The sequence below is a fragment of the Microbacterium sp. OR16 genome (assembly GCF_047306725.1).
In the GTDB taxonomy this organism is placed as follows: Bacteria; Actinomycetota; Actinomycetes; order Actinomycetales; family Microbacteriaceae; genus Microbacterium.
On the sequence record NZ_JAZEXK010000001.1, the window covers coordinates 69735 to 85529 of the forward strand.

The window sequence follows — 15795 nt, forward strand, 5'->3', positions numbered from 1 at the left end:
CGAGCCTAGGCCGCCGCACGTGTTAAGAATCCGGTTTCATAGCTCACAGACAGTCTGTCGGGTTCTGCATACCGGAATCGTCCTCTCGCATCGCATCGGCGCCCTTAGCCTGGTCGAGGCGGATCCGCCCCCTCATTCACCGCAGCGCCCGACCCGGCGGCGCTCGAGCATCACGCAAGGACGCACATGGACGATGTCGTGACACACCGCGACGACTGGAAGGTCAAGGAAGAGCTGGCAGAGCGGATGATCCCGCTCATCGGCGGGCTGAACAGGGAGCGCGACGTGGTGACGTCGCTGCACGGGCACCGGCTGCTCGGGCTGTCGACCACGGGCATCCTCGAGGTGCACGAGCGCGTCGCGCAGCTCGGTCACCGGCAGATCGCCCTGACCGACACGCTCGCCGTGCTCGAGACGCTGCGCGAGCTCGCCCCAGGCGCCTCCTCGCTGGATGTGGCTCGCCTGATCGAGGGCCACGCCGAGACCGGTGGCGACCTCGACGAGTACCTGCGCAGCACTCTCGCGCCCGCGCTCGGCGCCGAGCTCTCCGAGCCCGTCGACGTCGTGCTGTACGGCTTCGGCCGGATCGGCCGGCTGCTGGCCCGGATCATCATCGCCCACACCGGCGGTGGCAGCGGACTGCGTCTGCGTGCCATCGTCGTGCGCCGCGGCTCCGACAACGACATCGTCAAGCGCGCCTCGCTGCTGCTGCGCGACTCGGTGCACGGCCGCTTCGCCGGCACCGTCACGGTCGACGAGGAGAACTCGCAGATCATCGCCAACGGCAATCGCATCCAGGTGATCTACTCCGACGACCCCGCCACCGTCGACTACACCGCCTACGGCATCGACAACGCGATCATCGTCGACAACACCGGGCGCTGGCGCGACGAGGAGGGCCTCAGCCGCCACCTGCAGTCGAAGGGCGCCGCGCGCGTGCTTCTCACCGCCCCCGGCAAGGGCGAGCTGAAGAACATCGTGCACGGCATCAACGACAGCACCATCGAGCCGGATGACCGCATCCTCTCCGCAGCGTCGTGCACGACCAACGCGATCACCCCGGTGCTCGCCGCGATGGACGAGGCGTACGGCATCGTGCGGGGCCACGTCGAGACGGTGCACTCGTTCACGAACGACCAGAACCTCATCGACAACTTCCACAAGGGCGACCGTCGCGGCCGCTCGGCGGTGCTGAACATGGTGATCACCGAGACCGGCGCCGCGAAGGCCGTCTCCCGTGCCCTGCCGCAGCTCGCCGGCAAGCTCACCGGCTCGGCCATCCGCGTGCCCACCCCCGATGTGTCGCTGGCGGTGCTGCACCTGACGCTCGAGAACCCCGCCACGAAAGACGAGCTCAACGACTACCTGCGCCGCGCATCGCTGCACTCGAAGCTGCGCCAGCAGATCGACTACGTCGAGAGTCCGGAGGTCGTCTCGACTGACTTCGTCGGCTCGCACCGCGCCGGCATCGTCGACGGCCTCGCGACCATCGCGAACGACCGCGACGTCGTGCTCTACGTCTGGTACGACAACGAGTACGGCTACTCGTGCCAGGTCGTGCGCGTGCTCGAGGTGATGGCGGGCACCCACCCTGTGGTGCTGCCCGCGCGCCGCGAGGTGACGTTGCACGCCTGACGAGCCTGGCGCGTGCCGTAGGCCGCGTGGATCATGGAGACATGGATCCCCGCGGCCTTCTCGCTGCGCGCCTGCGCGCGCACCGGCTGACCGCACCCGCGCCGTCGATCATCGGCGCGGCTCGGCACATGCTCGCCGTTCAGAGCCAGGATCTGCTGGCCGGCCGGTGGGCGCTGGGCGTGCGCACGACGGGATCACCGAGGATCGATGACGTCGATGGGGCGTTCCGGAGCGGCCAGCTGGTGCGCGCGTGGACGATGCGCGGCACCTTGCACATCGTCCACGCGCGCGACCTGGCGTGGGTGCTCTCGGTGACGGCGGACAGGCAGCGGCAGCAGGCCGCGGGGCGGCATCGCGCCCTCGGCATCGACGACGAGATGCTCGACACCGCTTGGAATGCGATCGGTCCGCCGGCTCGAGACGGCGGATGCACGAGGGCCGAGTCCTTCGCGCTCATGCAGAGCGCCGGCATCGACCCCTCGGGCCAGCGCGGCACTCATGTGCTCTTCGCGCTCACCATCGCCGGTCTCCTCTGCCAGGGGCCGATCGAGCCCGCCGCCGGCGGCACGGTGTCCCGCGAGCAGCGCTTCGTCGCTGCGGACAGCTGGATCACGGAGTCCGCGCAACCGGACGACCCGCTCGCCGAGCTGCTCGTGCGCTACATCGACGGTCACGGTCCGGCGAGCGTGCGCGATTTCGCCTGGTGGTCGGGACTGACCCTCAGCGCCGCGCGCGAGGCGGCCCAACGTGCGGCGGGCCGGATGCGAGAGGTCGGCGACGGGCTCTTCGTCGCGCTGCGCCCCCCGCGAAGACGTCTCGACGACACGACCGCGTTCGCTCTGCCGGCGTTCGACGAGTACTACATCTCCTACGCCGATCGCACTCCGGTCTGCGATCCCGGTCTTCTCGATGCCGTGGGGCCCGGCAAGAACGGCATGGTGCGCCCGACGATCGTCGAGAGCGGCCGGGTAGTGGGCGTCTGGTCGCACGCGGACGCGGCCCGCGGCGCGCCGGCGGAGCTGTTCGAGCCCGTCGACGACCCGGCCGCGGCATCCGGCCTCACGCGCTTCGCGCGGTTCGTCGGCGACTGAGCCGCGACCGGCCGGATCGTCCGACAACCCCGACGCCGACGGCCGCTGCCTTCGCCTACTCGCCGGCGTGCCGATCGAGAAAGGAGTACACCTCGCTGTCGTCGACGCCTGGGAATGCGCCGCGCGGCAGGGGACGGAACATGTGCGTATGCACGCGGGCGCTCGGCCAGGCACGCCCCTCCCAGCGCTGGGAGACAGTCGGCGCGGCCCGGCGGCAGCACGACTCGTCAGGGCAGGTCGACTGCGCACGGTGCTGCGACTCGCGCCCGCGCCACCACCGGGCGTCGTCGAACGGCACGCCGACCGTGACCGAGAATCCGCCGTCGGTCGACGACCCGGTCTGCGTGGCGCACCAGAACGTCCCCGACGGGGTGTCGGTGTACTGGTAGTGCTCGGTGGTGCGGTTGCGCTGCTCGAAAGCGGCGCGCGCCCCGAACCGGCGGCAGGCGGGCTGTCCCTCGACGGCCCCGGTGACGTCCATCGGCAGCGGCAGGTCGTCGTTCTCGTAGACCCGGGTGATCGCGCCGTTCTCGTCGACGCGCAGGAAGTGCAGGCGCATGTCGAGGTGGTGCGTCATGAGGTTCGTCATGCGCATGCCGGCCGCCTCGTGCGTGACCCCGAACGCGTCACGGAAGTCCTCCACGGCGAGGTTGCGGTCCTTCTTCGCCTGCTGCAGGAAGGCGACGCCGGCGGTCTCGGGGATCAGGCAGCACGCGGCGAAGTAGTTGATCTCCAGCCGCTGCTGCAGGAAGTCGGCGTAGTCGGTCGGGGGAGTGTGACCCAGGATGCGGTGCGCCATCGCCTGCAGCGCCATTGAGCGCAGGCCGTGCCCGCCGGGGATCGACGCCGGCGGCAGATAGATGCGGCCGTGCTCGAGGTCGGTGATCGAGCGGGTGGAGTGCGGGAGATCGTCGGCGTAGATGAGCTCGAAGCCCAGCTTCGCCGCCATCAGGGTCACGGTGCGGTGGGTCAGCGCTCCCGAGACGTGTCCGGCGGCCTTGAGGTGCTTCTCGGCGAGAGCCTCGATCTCGGGGAGGTAGTTGTCTCGCGCGCGCATGGTGAGACGCATCTCGGTGTTCGCGCGACGCGCCTCTTCGGGTGTGGCGATCGCCTCGGTCTCGCGACGGTGCAGCTCGCGATGCAGACCCAGGATGGCCTCGATGGTCTCGTCGCTCATCGTCTTCGACACGCGCACCCCGGCGATGCCCAGCTGACGGAAGATCGGGCTCGATTGCGCGCGCTCGAGCTCGATCTCGAGAGCCGCGCGGCGGTTCGGCGGCTCTCCCGAGATCAGGTCTGCGACGTCGGTTCCGCACGCGTCGGCGATGGCCTGCAGCAGCGAGAGCTTCGGCTCGCGCTTGCCGTTCTCGATGAGGCTCAGCTGCGAGCCGGCGATGCCGACCTTGGCGCCCAGCTCGTCGAGGGTGAGATTCCGCGCCGTGCGGTGGTGTCGGATGCGATGTCCGAGGGTGCTGAGTTCGAGTCCGCTGGTCGCCATTGTTTGAGCATATCCGAAAAAAGCGGCGTTCTTTCAACGTCAGCTGGCGGCAAACAAACCGAAACCTGCCGGAGGATTGTCGTACCGCCACCGTCTGAAGGAGCTCCCATGGCACTCGCCGACACGTTCACGTCCCGCGCACATGCCGTGTCGCCCCTGCACGGCCGGGGCGACGTGCCCGCGTATGACACGTCGGCCATGACCGAGCTGCGCGCCTGGGTCGACGGGATCGCCGCGCTCACCCAACCCGATCGCGTGCACTGGATCGACGGATCCCGAGCCGAGAACGACGCCCTGCTGCGCGAGCTCGTCGACGAGGGCAAGCTCATCAAGCTCAACCCGGAGTGGCGGCCGGGCTCGTACCTGGCCCGCTCGCACCCGAGTGACGTGGCGCGCACCGAGGGGCGCACGTTCATCGCCTCGGAGCGCGAGCGCGATGCGGGCCCCACCAACAACTGGGCCGATCCGGCAGCCATGCGCGAGACTCTCGACGGGCTGTTCGAGGGCTCGATGCGCGGTCGCACGATGTATGTCGTCCCGTTCTCGATGGGACCGGTCGGAGGCAAGCTGTCGCACATCGGCGTGCAGGTCACCGACAGCGCCTACGCCGTGGCATCCATCGGCATCATGACCCGCGTCGGCGACGCGGTCACCCGTCAGATCGCCGACGGCGCCCCGTGGGTGAAGACGGTCCACTCGGTCGGCGCCCCGCTCGGGCCGGGAGAGGCCGACGTGCCGTGGCCGTGCAACGACGAGAAGTACATCGTGCACTTCCCCGAGACGCTCGAGGTCTACTCGTACGGCTCGGGGTACGGCGGCAACGCGATCCTCGCCAAAAAGTGCTTCGCCCTGCGCATCGCGTCGGTCATCGCACGCGACGAGGGCTGGCTCGCCGAGCACATGCTGCTCATCCGCGTGACCGATCCGAAGGGCGAGGCGCATCACATCGCGGCCGCGTTCCCCTCGGCCTGCGGCAAGACGAACCTCGCGATGCTGCGTCCCACCATCCCGGGATGGACGGTCGAGACGCTCGGCGACGACATCGTGTGGATCCGTCCTGGCGAGGATGGTCGGATGTACGCCATGAACCCCGAAGCCGGGTTCTTCGGGGTCGCCCCGGGAACGGGCGAGTCGACCAACGTGACGGCCGTCGAGACGCTCTGGGGCAACACGATCTTCACCAACGTCGCGCTGCGCCCCGACGGCGACGTGTGGTGGGAGGGCCTCACCGACACTCCGCCCGCGAAACTCATCGACTGGCAGGGCAACCCCTGGACGCCTCAGTCCGAGGGGCCGGCCGCGCACCCCAACTCGCGCTTCACGGTGTCGGCCGCGCAGTGCCCGCAGATCGCCGAGGACTGGGAAGACCCTGAGGGCGTGCCCCTCGACGCGATCCTCTTCGGCGGACGCCGTGCGACCAACGTGCCGCTCGTCGTCGAGGCGACCGACTGGAGCCACGGCGTCTTCATCGGCTCGACCATCTCATCGGAGCGCACCGCCGCGGCCGAGGGCACCCTCGGGGAGCTCCGCCGCGACCCGTTCGCGATGCTGCCGTTCTGCGGCTACAACATGGGCGACTACTTCGCCCACTGGCTCAAGGTGGGGCGTTCGCTGCGCTTCGACCGCGCACCGCGCATCTTCCAGGTCAACTGGTTCCGCCGCGGCGACGACGGGCGATTCCTGTGGCCAGGGTTCGGCGAGAACTCGCGCGTGATCGACTGGATCATCCGCCGCATCTCCGGCGAGGTCACCGCCGTCGACAGCCCGATCGGGCGCCTGCCGCGGCGTGATGACCTCAACCTCGAGGGGCTCGAGATCACCGACGCCGATCTCGACGAGCTCTTCGACGTCGACATCGACGCGTGGCTCGCCGAGGCCGACTCCACCGAGGAGTTCTACGCCATGTTCGGCGACGCGCTGCCGGCGGCGCTGCGCAGCGAACTGGAAGCGCTGCGGTACCGGCTGAACGCCGCGCGCTGAGGGCGACGCAGCCCGAGATCGCAGACAGTTCGGCGGCGGAGCGGCGGCTCGGGCGCTGAGTCGACCCTCGGTCGGGGAAGCCTCAGACCAGCAGCTGATGCCTCGCCAGGTCGCGGTACAGCGGCGCGGATTCGATGAGCTCGGCGTGGGTGCCCTGACCGACCACCACCCCGCCCTGCAGCACCACGATCAGGTCGCTGTCGACCACGGTCGAAAGGCGGTGCGCGATCACGAGCAGCGTGCGGTCGGCGGCGGCCGCGTCGATCGCCTCGCGCATGCGCTGCTCGTTGACCCCGTCGAGCGACGAGGTCGACTCGTCGAGCAGCAGGATCGGCGCCTCGGTGAGCAGAGCACGCGCGATCGCGAGACGCTGACGCTCACCGCCAGAGAGCATCACGCCGTCCTCGCCGACCGGTGCCGCAAGACCCAGGGGGCTGCGTTCGAGCACGTCGCCGAGGTTCACCGAGCGCAGCACGCGTTCGCAGTCGGCATCCGAGGCATCCGGAGCCGCGAGCCGCAGATTCTCGCCCAGCGTGCCGGCGAGAGTCGGTGCGTCCTGCTCGACGTACCCGAACTGCGCGCGCAGCTGCTCGCGCGGGTAGGTGCGCACGTCGTGCCCGGCGAGGCGGATCGACCCGCCGGTCGGGTCGTAGAAGCGCTCGATGAGCGAGAGGATGGTGCTCTTGCCGGCGCCGCTGGGCCCGACCAGGGCGACGCGCGCGCCGCGCGGCACGGCGAACGAGACGCCCTTCAGCACGTCGCGGTCGATCTCATCCGGGATCCCGTCCGACGCGCGCTCGAGGTGTGCGTCGACGAGCAGGGTCTGCGCCTCCTTCGCCGCGGCCTCGCGGGCGGCGATGACCGCGTCGGGGTAGCGGAACCGCACGTCGCGGAACTCGATCGCCGGGGCGCCGACCACGGGGGCGGCGCTGGCCGCCGGATCCGGCTCGTCGTGCTGCGTCTCGGTCGGCAGGTCGAGCACCTCCTGGATGCGCCCGAGCGCACCGAGCGCCTGATTCACCGAGGTGATCGCCCCGAACGCCTGGCCGAGCGGCATCACGAGCATGAACAGGAACATGATGAAGGTCACCAGTGAGGCGATCGTGAGGGCGCCGGATGCCACGCGCAGCCCGCCCACGCCGAGCACCACCAGCAGCGACAGCTGCAGCGCGACGCCCGCGACGGGTACGACCATCGATGAGATCTTCGCGATGCGCACGCCGAGACCGTAGGCTTCGCCGGCGAGGCCCTCGACGGCTGCCGTCTCGCGCTCGGTGGCGCCGGATGCGCGTACGGTGCGGATCGACGAGATGCCGCGCTCGACTCCGGATGCCAGTTCGCCGACCTTGTGCTGCTGCGCCGCCGACGCGGTGCGGATGCGCCCCGACAGCAGCACGACCACGACCACCGAGACGCCGATTACGACGACGATGAGCAGCAGCAGCAGCGGATCGATGATCAGCATCGCGATGAGCGCGCCGACGAACAGGATCGCGCTGCCCACGGCATCCGCCAGCCCCTGGGTGAGCACGGCGTAGAGCAGCGTCGTGTCGGTGCCGACGCGCGAGACGAGGTCGCCGGTGCGGCGCGCGTCGAACTCGCTGATCGGCAGATGGAGGATGCGGGCGATGAGCTTGCGGCGGCTGGAGTACACGACCGCCGTGCCGGTGCGCTGCAGCAGGTAGTGCTGGTAGCCCGAGATCACCGACGCCGCGATGACGAAGCCGATCAGCAGCCAGACCAGCATCCCCAGCGTCTGCCCCTGCTGCACGCGAGCGATGAGCTGCCCGACGAGCAGCGGCTGCGCCAGCGACGCGGCCGCACCGACGATGCTGAGCACCGCGACGACGACGAGCACCTTCTTGTGCTCGAACAGAAACGGGAGCAGCTGGCGGAACGTCGCGCGCGGGCCTTCGGGCTGCGCGCCGCGCCCGCGTCGGCGTGACGGCGCCGTGCGAGACATGGGACCTCATTCGTGAGGAGTCGTGGGTGAGTGCTTCTATTGTCGACCGAACTCCTTATGCGCGGCCTGTTTCGCTGCCCGCGCGCGCCGCGGGCAGGATAGAGGCATGCTGCATGTTCCGAAAGCCGCTCCCGGCGACCGCATCGCCGTCCTCTCGCCCGCTTTCGCCGCGCCCGCGGTCGGGCCCGAGGTGCACGAGCAGGCGATGCGGCGTCTGCGGGAGCTGACCGGACTCGTTCCTGTCGAGTATCCGACCACGAGGCAGCTGGATGCGAGCCCGCAAGCGCGGGCGGCCGACGTGAACGCAGCCTTCGCTGATCCGAGCATCCGGGCGATCATCGCCACCATCGGCGGCAGCGACCAGATCCTCGTGACGCCGCATCTCGATCCTGCGCTCGCCGTCGCCGACCCGAAGCCGTTCCTCGGGTACAGCGACAACACGAACATCCTGAACTGGCTGTGGCGGCACGGCGTGGCCGGGTTCTACGGCGGCTCGACGCAGGTGCACCTCGGGCCGGGGCCGGCGGTCGACGAGGTGCATCTGCGTTCCCTGTGCGCCGCGCTGCTCGACAGCGGTGAGATCGAGATCACCGAGCCGGGGGAGTCGGAGGACTTCGGGCGCCACTGGGACGCCCCGGCGGCTCTGACCGAGTACGGCGACCGCGAACCCACCGAGCCCTGGACGTGGGCCCGACCCGCGAAGCGGGTGACGGGCCGTACGTGGGGCGGCTGCCTCGAGGTGGTCGACCAGCTGGCGCTCGCCGACCGGATGCCGTCGAACGACAACCTCACCGGAGCGATCCTGCTGCTCGAGACGAGCGAGCGGCTCACCCCGGCCGCACGCGTCGCCGAGCAGCTGCGCGGCTACGGCGAGAGAGGACTGCTCGGGTCGGTCGCGGGCGTGCTGTTCGCCCGCCCGCCGGTGAGCTCGTTCGAGGTGATGCCCACGGCGGCCGAGAGGTCTGCGCTGCGTGGGGCACAGCGGGATGTCGTGCTCGAGATGGTCGGCCGGTACAACCCGGATGCCGTGGTCTGCGTCGGCGTGCCCTTCGGGCACACGCGTCCGCAGTGGATCCTGCCCTACGGCGGGGAGATGACCCTCGACGGCGCAGGCCGAAGGGTTCAGGCGTCATACGACGGCTGAGGTGTCTCGCCGGCGGGGCGGGGGGTCGGCGTCTGGCGCTGGGGCGGGGGATGCCGGCGGTGTCAGACCTGGGCGGCGACGCCCAGGTCTGCCTCGTAGTCGTGGTCCTTCGTCTCGGGCGACAGCCACAGTGCGATGAACGTCAGCACGGCCATGGCCGACAGGTAGATGCCGACCAGCCAGGGCGAGCCGTCGCCGAGGCGCCACAGCTCGACGGCGATCAGCGGGGCGACGGCCGCGCCGAGGATCGACGACACGTTGTACGCGATCGCTGAGCCCGAGTACCGCACGTTCGTGGGGAACAGCTCGGGCAGCAGCGCGCCCATCGGGCCGAAGGTGGCGCCCATCAGCAGGAAGCCGAGGATCAGGAAGCCCTGCACGACGGCCGTGGTGAGCGCCGGGTCGTCCTGCGGCATGAGGAACAGGTTGAAGGTGAGCCCGAACACGATGATCGCGCCGGTCACCCACAGCAGCAGCCGGCGTCGCCCGAACCGGTCGGCCCACGGGCCGGAGAGCAGGGTGAAGATGCCGAAGAACACCACGCCCACGATCTGCATGATCACGAACTGGGTGTAGCCGAAGCCGAGCCCCGGGTAGAACTGGGCCGCGAAGGCCGACGCGTCGAACGGCTTGCCGGCCGCGTCGGCGGCCTGCTGTGCGGCGGCCGACGCCACCTCGAGCGAGCCGGCCTTCGTGCCGTAGGCGAGCGTGAAGTTCGTCATCAGGTAGAACAGCACGTAGGTCGCGAGCATGATGAACGTGCCGAGGATCAGCTGCTTCCAGTGGTGGCGGAACACCGTCGCGAGCGGCAGCTTGCGGATGCGCCCGGTGTCGGCCGCGCGGGTGAAGGTCTCGGACTCGACGAGCTTGAGACGCACCCACAGGCCGATGATCACCATGACGGCCGAGAACAGGAACGGCACGCGCCAGCCCCAGCTGAGGAACGCCTCGGACTTCAGCGCAGCGTCGGTCTCATGCGGCAGCAGGGCGTTGATGCCGAGGAAGATGCCGTTCGCGATGATGAAGCCGAGTGGTGCGCCGAGCTGAGGGAACGATCCGTACCAGGCGCGCTTGCCCGCGGGAGCGTTCTCGGTAGCGACCAGCGCCGCGCCCGACCACTCGCCGCCGAGTGCGAAGCCCTGCGCGAGGCGCAGGATCAGCAGCAGCAGCGCCGCCCACCAGTTGATCTGCTGGAAGGTCGGCAGCAGGCCGATGAGGAACGTCGCGATGCCCATCGTGAGCAGCGAGGCGACCAGGGTCGCCTTGCGGCCGAACTTGTCACCGAAGTGCCCGAAGACCACGGCGCCGATCGGGCGGGCGATCATCGCCGCACCGAACACGCCGAACGAGGCGAGCAGCGAGGTGGTGTCGTTGCCGGTCGGGAAGAAGAGCACGGGGAAGACGAGAACCGCCGCCGTCGCGTAGACGTAGAAGTCGTAGAACTCGATCGTCGTGCCGACGAGGCTGGCCAGGATGACCCGCGAGCGCGGGTTGGCCGGGGCGGTGGTCGTTGTCATGTGTTGCTCCTCCGGTGGCAGAACCTCGAGGAGTCTATGGGCCCGGCGGGCCCCCGGGTCACCAGATGACGGCGATGCCCGCGTTCACCGCGGTCAGCACGCCGATGCCCCAGAACAGGGCCGACGGCACCTGGCCGCTCTTGCGCTGGCGGGCCTGGCCGATGCCGAGGAACGCGCCGATGATCAGCAGCACGACGAGCTTCGTGCCGATCTTGGCGTAGTTCATCTCGGCGCCGTCGGGCAGACCCCACGGGGCCGCGAGCGCGAGCCCCGCGACGGCGGCGATCGTGACGCCGATGTGCATCAGCTTGATGATCTCGCGCTTGCCGCCGAACGCCTGCACCGCCCAGGCTCCGAACAGCACGGCGAAGCCGATGAGGTGAACGAACACGACGATGTGGCGCAGGGTCTCCATGACCCCAGGCTAGCGGGTCAGCCGCGCAGCGCGCGCACGACGAGGGCGGTGCGCAGCGCCGCGTCCGCGGCCTCGGCGCCCTTGTCCTCCTTCGAGCCCGCGAGTCCGGCACGGTCGAGGCCCTGCCGCTCGTCGTCGAGGGTGAGCACACCGAACCCGACCGGCTTTCCGGCATCCAGCGCCACCCGGCTGAGCCCATCGGTGGTGGCCGACGACACATACTCGAAGTGCGGCGTCCCGCCGCGGATGATCACGCCGAGCGCGACCACGGCATCCGCCCCGCCGGCGAAAGCCGCCTGAGCGGCGACGGCCAGCTCGAACGATCCGGGCACGCGCACCAGCGTGTGCGCGGCTCCCGCCTCGTCGAGCACGCGCTGCGCGCCGGCGATGAGGCCGTTCGAGATCGTCTCGTGCCAGGTCCCCGCGATCACGACGACGCGCAGACCGCTGCCATCGATCGGGGTGTTCGGGGTGGGTGCTCCTGCGCCGCTCATGCGTCGTCCTTTCCGAGGGCACGGGCGAGCTCGTCCGCGCCGATGATGTGACCCATGCGATCGCGCTTGGTCTCGAGGTACTGGTGGTTGTTGGGGCCCACGCCGACGATCAGCGGCACCTGCTCGACGACATCGAGGCCGAGCGCCTGCAGCTTCTCGACTTTGTCGGTGTTGTTGGTGAGCAGACGCACCTTCGACACGCCCAGATCGGTGAGGATGCCGGCGGCGGCGGCGTACTCGCGCGCGTCGGCGGGCAGCCCGAGCGCGAGGTTGGCGTCGACTGTGTCGAGACCCTCCTCCTGCAGCGCATATGCGCGCAGCTTGTTGATCAGCCCGATGCCCCGGCCCTCGTGGCCGCGCATGTAGATGACGACACCGCCCTCCTCACCGATGCGGTCCAGGGCCGCCTGCAGCTGGGGCCCGCACTCGCACTTCTGCGAGCCGAATGCCTCGCCGGTGAGGCACTCCGAGTGCACCCGCACCAGTGCCGTCTCGCCGGGCGTGCCTGACACGACGGCGATGTGGTCGGTGCCGCTGATGCGGTCCTTGTAGGCGAGGAAGCGGAAGGTGCCGTGATCGGTCGGCACGTTGGCGTCGGCGCGCAGGCTGACTCGCCGCCCGGAGCGACGGGCGAGGCAGTCGGCCTCGTCGCGCGGGTCGATCTCGTTCAGGTGCGCGATGAGCTGCTCGATGGTGATGACCGGCACTCCCTCTCGTACGCCGAGCTCGAGCAGCGCCGGCAGGCGCATCATGCTGCCGTCGTCGGCGACGACCTCGGCGATCGCGCCGACCGGCTGCAGGCCCGCGAGGCGCATCAGCTCGACGGCCGCCTCGGTGTGCCCGCCGCGCTCGCGCACGCCGCCGTCGACCGCGCGCAGCGGCAGGATGTGGCCGGGACGGATGAGGCTGGTCGGGACGGATGCCGGATTCGCCAGCACATTGAGCGTCAGCGCGCGGTCGCGGGCGCTGATGCCCGTCGTGACGCCCTCGGCGGCGTCGACGCTGACGGTGTAGGCCGTGGTGCGGGCGTCCTCGTTGGTTTCGACCATGGGCGGCAGGTTCAGGTGGTCGGCGAGATCGGCGGGCATCGGGGCGCAGATCAGACCCGAGGTCCAGCGCACCATCCAGGCCATCGTCTCGGCCGTCGCGAGCTCGGCGGAGATGATGATGTCGCCCTCGTTCTCGCGGTTCTCGTCGTCGGCGACGATGATCGGCTTGCCGGCGCGCAGCGCGTCGAGGGCGTCGGAGATGGGCGAAAGGCTCATCGCGAGCCTCCTTCCGGGTCGGAGCGGAACGCGAGCAGGCGCTCCACGTGACGAGCGAGGATGTCGGTCTCGAGGTTGACGACGTCGCCGGGCTCGAGAGCACCGAGGGTTGTCGCCTCGAGCGTCTCAGGGATGAGGGAGACCTCGAACCAGTGCTCGTCGCTCCGGGTCACGGAGCCTGTCGAAGGCCCGCTTACAGCGCTCACGGTGAGCGACGTGCCGGCGACGCTGATCGAGCCCTTGTCGACCACGAGCGGTGCGAGCGCCGTGGGCAGGCTGATGCGCAGCACCCGCCACTCGGCTCCGGGCCTGACCTCGAGCACGGTGCCGACGCCGTCGACGTGACCCTGCACGATGTGTCCGCCCAGGCGTGCGCCGACGGGCATCGCCTTCTCGATGTTCACGCGCGAGCCGACCTGCACGGCGCCGAGCGCCGACACGTCGAGCGTCTGCTTCATGACGTCGGCGTCGAACGTCGTCTCGGTCGAGTCGACGACGGTCAGGCAGACCCCGCTGACGGCGATGGACTCGCCGTGCACGGCATCCGCCGCCGCCTTCGGGGCGTGCACGGTGAGCCGCCACCCGTCGCCCGATGCCGAGATCGTGGCGATCTCGCCGATCTCCTCGATGATTCCGGTGAACATCAGCTTCCTTCCTCTCCCGCGGCGGATTCCGTCGCGGGGTGTGCGATGGCGAGCAGATCGGGGCCGAGCGGCATCCACTGCTCGATCTGCAGGCGCAGGGCGTCACCGATCGAGGCGACGCCGATGTCGGTGAGCGCGAGGCGCTCGCCGCCCAGCAGCACCGGGGCGATGTAGGCGAGTACGGTGTCACCGAAGCCCGCGGCGATGAACGCGCTCGCCAGCGTCGGTCCGCCTTCGACGAAGACGCGCTGCACGCCGCGGTCGCGGAGGTCGGCGAGCACCGCGGTCAGGTCTCGCGTGTCGTAGAACAGCGGGGTGCGCGGATGCCGGTGCACGGCGGCATCGGCCGGCGTGGGGCGCGAGCCGATCACGACGGGGATCGGCTGGTGCGGGTACAGGGAGTCTCCGTCGCGCGCGGTGAGCGCGGGATCGTCGGCGAGCACGGTCCCGGTGCCGACGACGATCGCGTCGGCATCGGCTCGGCGCCGGTGCACGTCGGTGCGGGCGTCGGGCCCGGTGATCCACTGGCTGGTGCCGTCGGATGCCGCGGCCCTGCCGTCCAGACTCTGCGCCCACTTCACCGTGACGTGCGGGCGGCCCAGCTGCTGCACAGTCAGCCAGTCGCCGATGAGGCGGCGGGAGGCATCCGCCTGCTCGCCCGCGACGACCTCGACGCCCGCCGCGCGGAGCCGATCCGCGCCGCCGCTGGAGACGTCGCCCGGGTCGCCCGTCGCGTACACGACGCGTGCGATGCCCGCATCGATCAGCGCCTGCGCGCACGGGCCGGTGCGCCCGGTGTGGTTGCACGGCTCGAGCGTGACGACGGCGGTCGCGCCGGATGCCTCTCCCGGCCCGAGCTGCGAGAGCGCGTCGACCTCGGCGTGCGCGGTGCCGGCGCCGCGGTGCCAGCCCTCGGCCAGCACGTCACCGGCGGGGGAGAGGATGACGGCGCCCACCTGCGGGTTGAGGCCGCGTGGGCCCTTCGAGGCGAGCGCGAGCGCGCGACGCATGGCGTCGCGTTCGGCCTCGGTCACTGCCATCGGTCATCCTTCTCTGGGTTCCCGGGGTCTGCAGCGCACGCGTACGCCACGTGCTGCCTCTCTTCCGGACTAACGAGCGGATGCCCGCATCACCGTCGGTTCCGGAGTTCCACCGGATCGGCGCCTGTCGCCAGGCGTTCGCGGACTGTCACCGCCGGTTCGGATTCACACCGACCCCGGAGCACGTTGATGCTCAGAGTCTAGTCAACGTGCTCGGTGACGATTCATTCCTCGTCACACCGTCGTCATTTCAGCAGTCGCGAGAGCCGGCGGTCGGCGAGCACCTTGCCGCCGGTCTGGCAGGTGGGGCAGTACTCGAGCGACCGGTCGGCGAAGAACACGCTGCGCACCGTGTCGCCGCACACCGGGCACGTCTCGCCGCGGCGGGCGTGCACCTGCATGCCGCGCCGCTTGGCGTCCTTCAGATCGGCGGGCGGCTTGCCCGCCGCCTCGTCGATCGCCTCGCGGAGCGTCTGCTGCATCGCGTCGTACAGCCGGTCGATCTCGGCGTCGTCGAGGTTCGCCGCCGGTGCGTACGGAGACATCTTCGCCGCGTGCAGGATCTCGTCGCTGTACGCGTTGCCGATGCCCGCGATCAGACCCTGGTCGCGCAGCAGCCCCTTGATCTGGGTGCGGCGACCCGCGAGCAGCGCGGCGAACGCATCCCGCGTGAAGGTGGGGTCGAGCGGGTCGGGGCCGAGCCGGGCGATGCCGGGCACGTCGTTCGGGTGACGGGCGACGTAGACGGCGAGCGACTTCTTCGTGCCCGCCTCCGTGAGGTCGAATCCGCTGCCGTCGTCGAGTGCCACCCGCACGGCGATCGGGCTGCGGCCCGGCTTGATGGGCGTCGTCGGCAGCTCCTCGTACCAGCGCAGCCAGCCGGCCTTCGCGAGGTGGAACACGAGATGCAGGTCGTCGCCGAGGCTCAGGTCGATGAACTTGCCGTGCCGCGTGACGCCCGTGATCCGGGCATCCTGCAGCGCCGTGACCGGCGGATCGAAGGTCTTCAGCGCGGCGATAGCCGCCACGCTGACGCGCGTGACGGTGCGCCCCGCCGCACGTGCGGCGAGGAAGTCGACCAGTCCCTGCACCTCCGGCATCTCGGGCAT

Annotated in this window: 13 protein-coding genes; 4 read left to right on the forward strand and 9 right to left on the reverse strand. The window is 70.3% G+C overall.

Going from position 1 to position 15795, the window contains the following annotated elements; all coding sequences use genetic code 11:
- The first annotated feature begins 186 nt into the window (after positions 1 to 186).
- Both V2S05_RS00345 and V2S05_RS00350 read left to right on the forward strand, forming a co-directional pair.
- The gene (locus V2S05_RS00345; protein WP_413633270.1) at positions 187 to 1635 is read left to right on the forward strand and encodes a glyceraldehyde-3-phosphate dehydrogenase; all 1449 of its coding nucleotides are present in this window, start codon (positions 187 to 189) and stop codon (positions 1633 to 1635) included.
- Between the two features lie 41 nt (positions 1636 to 1676).
- Entirely contained in the window at positions 1677 to 2726 is a 1050-nt protein-coding gene (locus V2S05_RS00350; protein WP_413633271.1) for a winged helix DNA-binding domain-containing protein, read from the forward strand.
- Positions 2727 to 2781: 55 nt separating this feature from the next.
- On the opposite strand, the gene V2S05_RS00355 is transcribed toward V2S05_RS00350, so the two are convergent.
- Positions 2782 to 4224: a helix-turn-helix domain-containing protein gene (locus tag V2S05_RS00355; protein ID WP_413633272.1), complete on the reverse strand. Its 1443-nt coding sequence runs from the start codon at positions 4222 to 4224 to the stop codon at positions 2782 to 2784.
- A gap of 198 nt (positions 4225 to 4422) precedes the next feature.
- Here V2S05_RS00355 and V2S05_RS00360 point away from each other — a divergent pair, with 198 nt between their 5' ends.
- The gene (locus tag V2S05_RS00360; protein ID WP_413635179.1) at positions 4423 to 6204 is read left to right on the forward strand and encodes a phosphoenolpyruvate carboxykinase (GTP); all 1782 of its coding nucleotides are present in this window, start codon (positions 4423 to 4425) and stop codon (positions 6202 to 6204) included.
- A gap of 82 nt (positions 6205 to 6286) precedes the next feature.
- Here the strand turns inward: V2S05_RS00360 and V2S05_RS00365 are convergent, their stop codons facing one another.
- Positions 6287 to 8167, reverse strand: coding sequence for an ABC transporter ATP-binding protein (locus V2S05_RS00365; protein WP_413633273.1), 1881 nt, complete (start codon positions 8165 to 8167; stop codon positions 6287 to 6289).
- Positions 8168 to 8273: 106 nt separating this feature from the next.
- Here V2S05_RS00365 and V2S05_RS00370 point away from each other — a divergent pair, with 106 nt between their 5' ends.
- On the forward strand, positions 8274 to 9311 hold the full coding sequence (locus tag V2S05_RS00370; protein WP_413633274.1) for a S66 peptidase family protein: 1038 nt from the start codon (positions 8274 to 8276) through the stop codon (positions 9309 to 9311).
- Positions 9312 to 9373: 62 nt separating this feature from the next.
- Here V2S05_RS00370 and V2S05_RS00375 read toward each other — a convergent pair whose 3' ends face one another.
- The 7 genes from V2S05_RS00375 to V2S05_RS00405 form a co-directional block, all read right to left on the reverse strand.
- Entirely contained in the window at positions 9374 to 10828 is a 1455-nt protein-coding gene (locus tag V2S05_RS00375) for an MFS transporter (protein ID WP_413633276.1), read from the reverse strand.
- 58 nt (positions 10829 to 10886) lie between these two features.
- Positions 10887 to 11243 (reverse strand): Fe-S protein, encoded by a 357-nt coding sequence (locus V2S05_RS00380; protein WP_413633278.1) that lies wholly within the window; start codon positions 11241 to 11243, stop codon positions 10887 to 10889.
- A 17-nt stretch (positions 11244 to 11260) separates the two neighbouring features.
- Complete coding sequence (gene ribH / locus V2S05_RS00385) at positions 11261 to 11737, reverse strand: 6,7-dimethyl-8-ribityllumazine synthase (protein WP_413633279.1); 477 nt, start codon at positions 11735 to 11737, stop codon at positions 11261 to 11263.
- The gene (ribA, locus tag V2S05_RS00390) at positions 11734 to 13002 is read right to left on the reverse strand and encodes a GTP cyclohydrolase II (protein ID WP_271638266.1); all 1269 of its coding nucleotides are present in this window, start codon (positions 13000 to 13002) and stop codon (positions 11734 to 11736) included. The genes ribH and ribA overlap by 4 nt, the downstream gene beginning before the upstream one ends.
- On the reverse strand, positions 12999 to 13646 hold the full coding sequence (locus V2S05_RS00395; RefSeq protein WP_413633280.1) for a riboflavin synthase: 648 nt from the start codon (positions 13644 to 13646) through the stop codon (positions 12999 to 13001). Before V2S05_RS00395 ends, ribA begins: the two co-directional genes overlap by 4 nt.
- Positions 13646 to 14686, reverse strand: coding sequence for a bifunctional diaminohydroxyphosphoribosylaminopyrimidine deaminase/5-amino-6-(5-phosphoribosylamino)uracil reductase RibD (gene ribD / locus V2S05_RS00400; RefSeq protein ID WP_413633282.1), 1041 nt, complete (start codon positions 14684 to 14686; stop codon positions 13646 to 13648). Before ribD ends, V2S05_RS00395 begins: the two co-directional genes overlap by 1 nt.
- A gap of 245 nt (positions 14687 to 14931) precedes the next feature.
- Positions 14932 to 15795: an Fpg/Nei family DNA glycosylase gene (locus tag V2S05_RS00405; RefSeq protein WP_413633284.1), complete on the reverse strand. Its 864-nt coding sequence runs from the start codon at positions 15793 to 15795 to the stop codon at positions 14932 to 14934.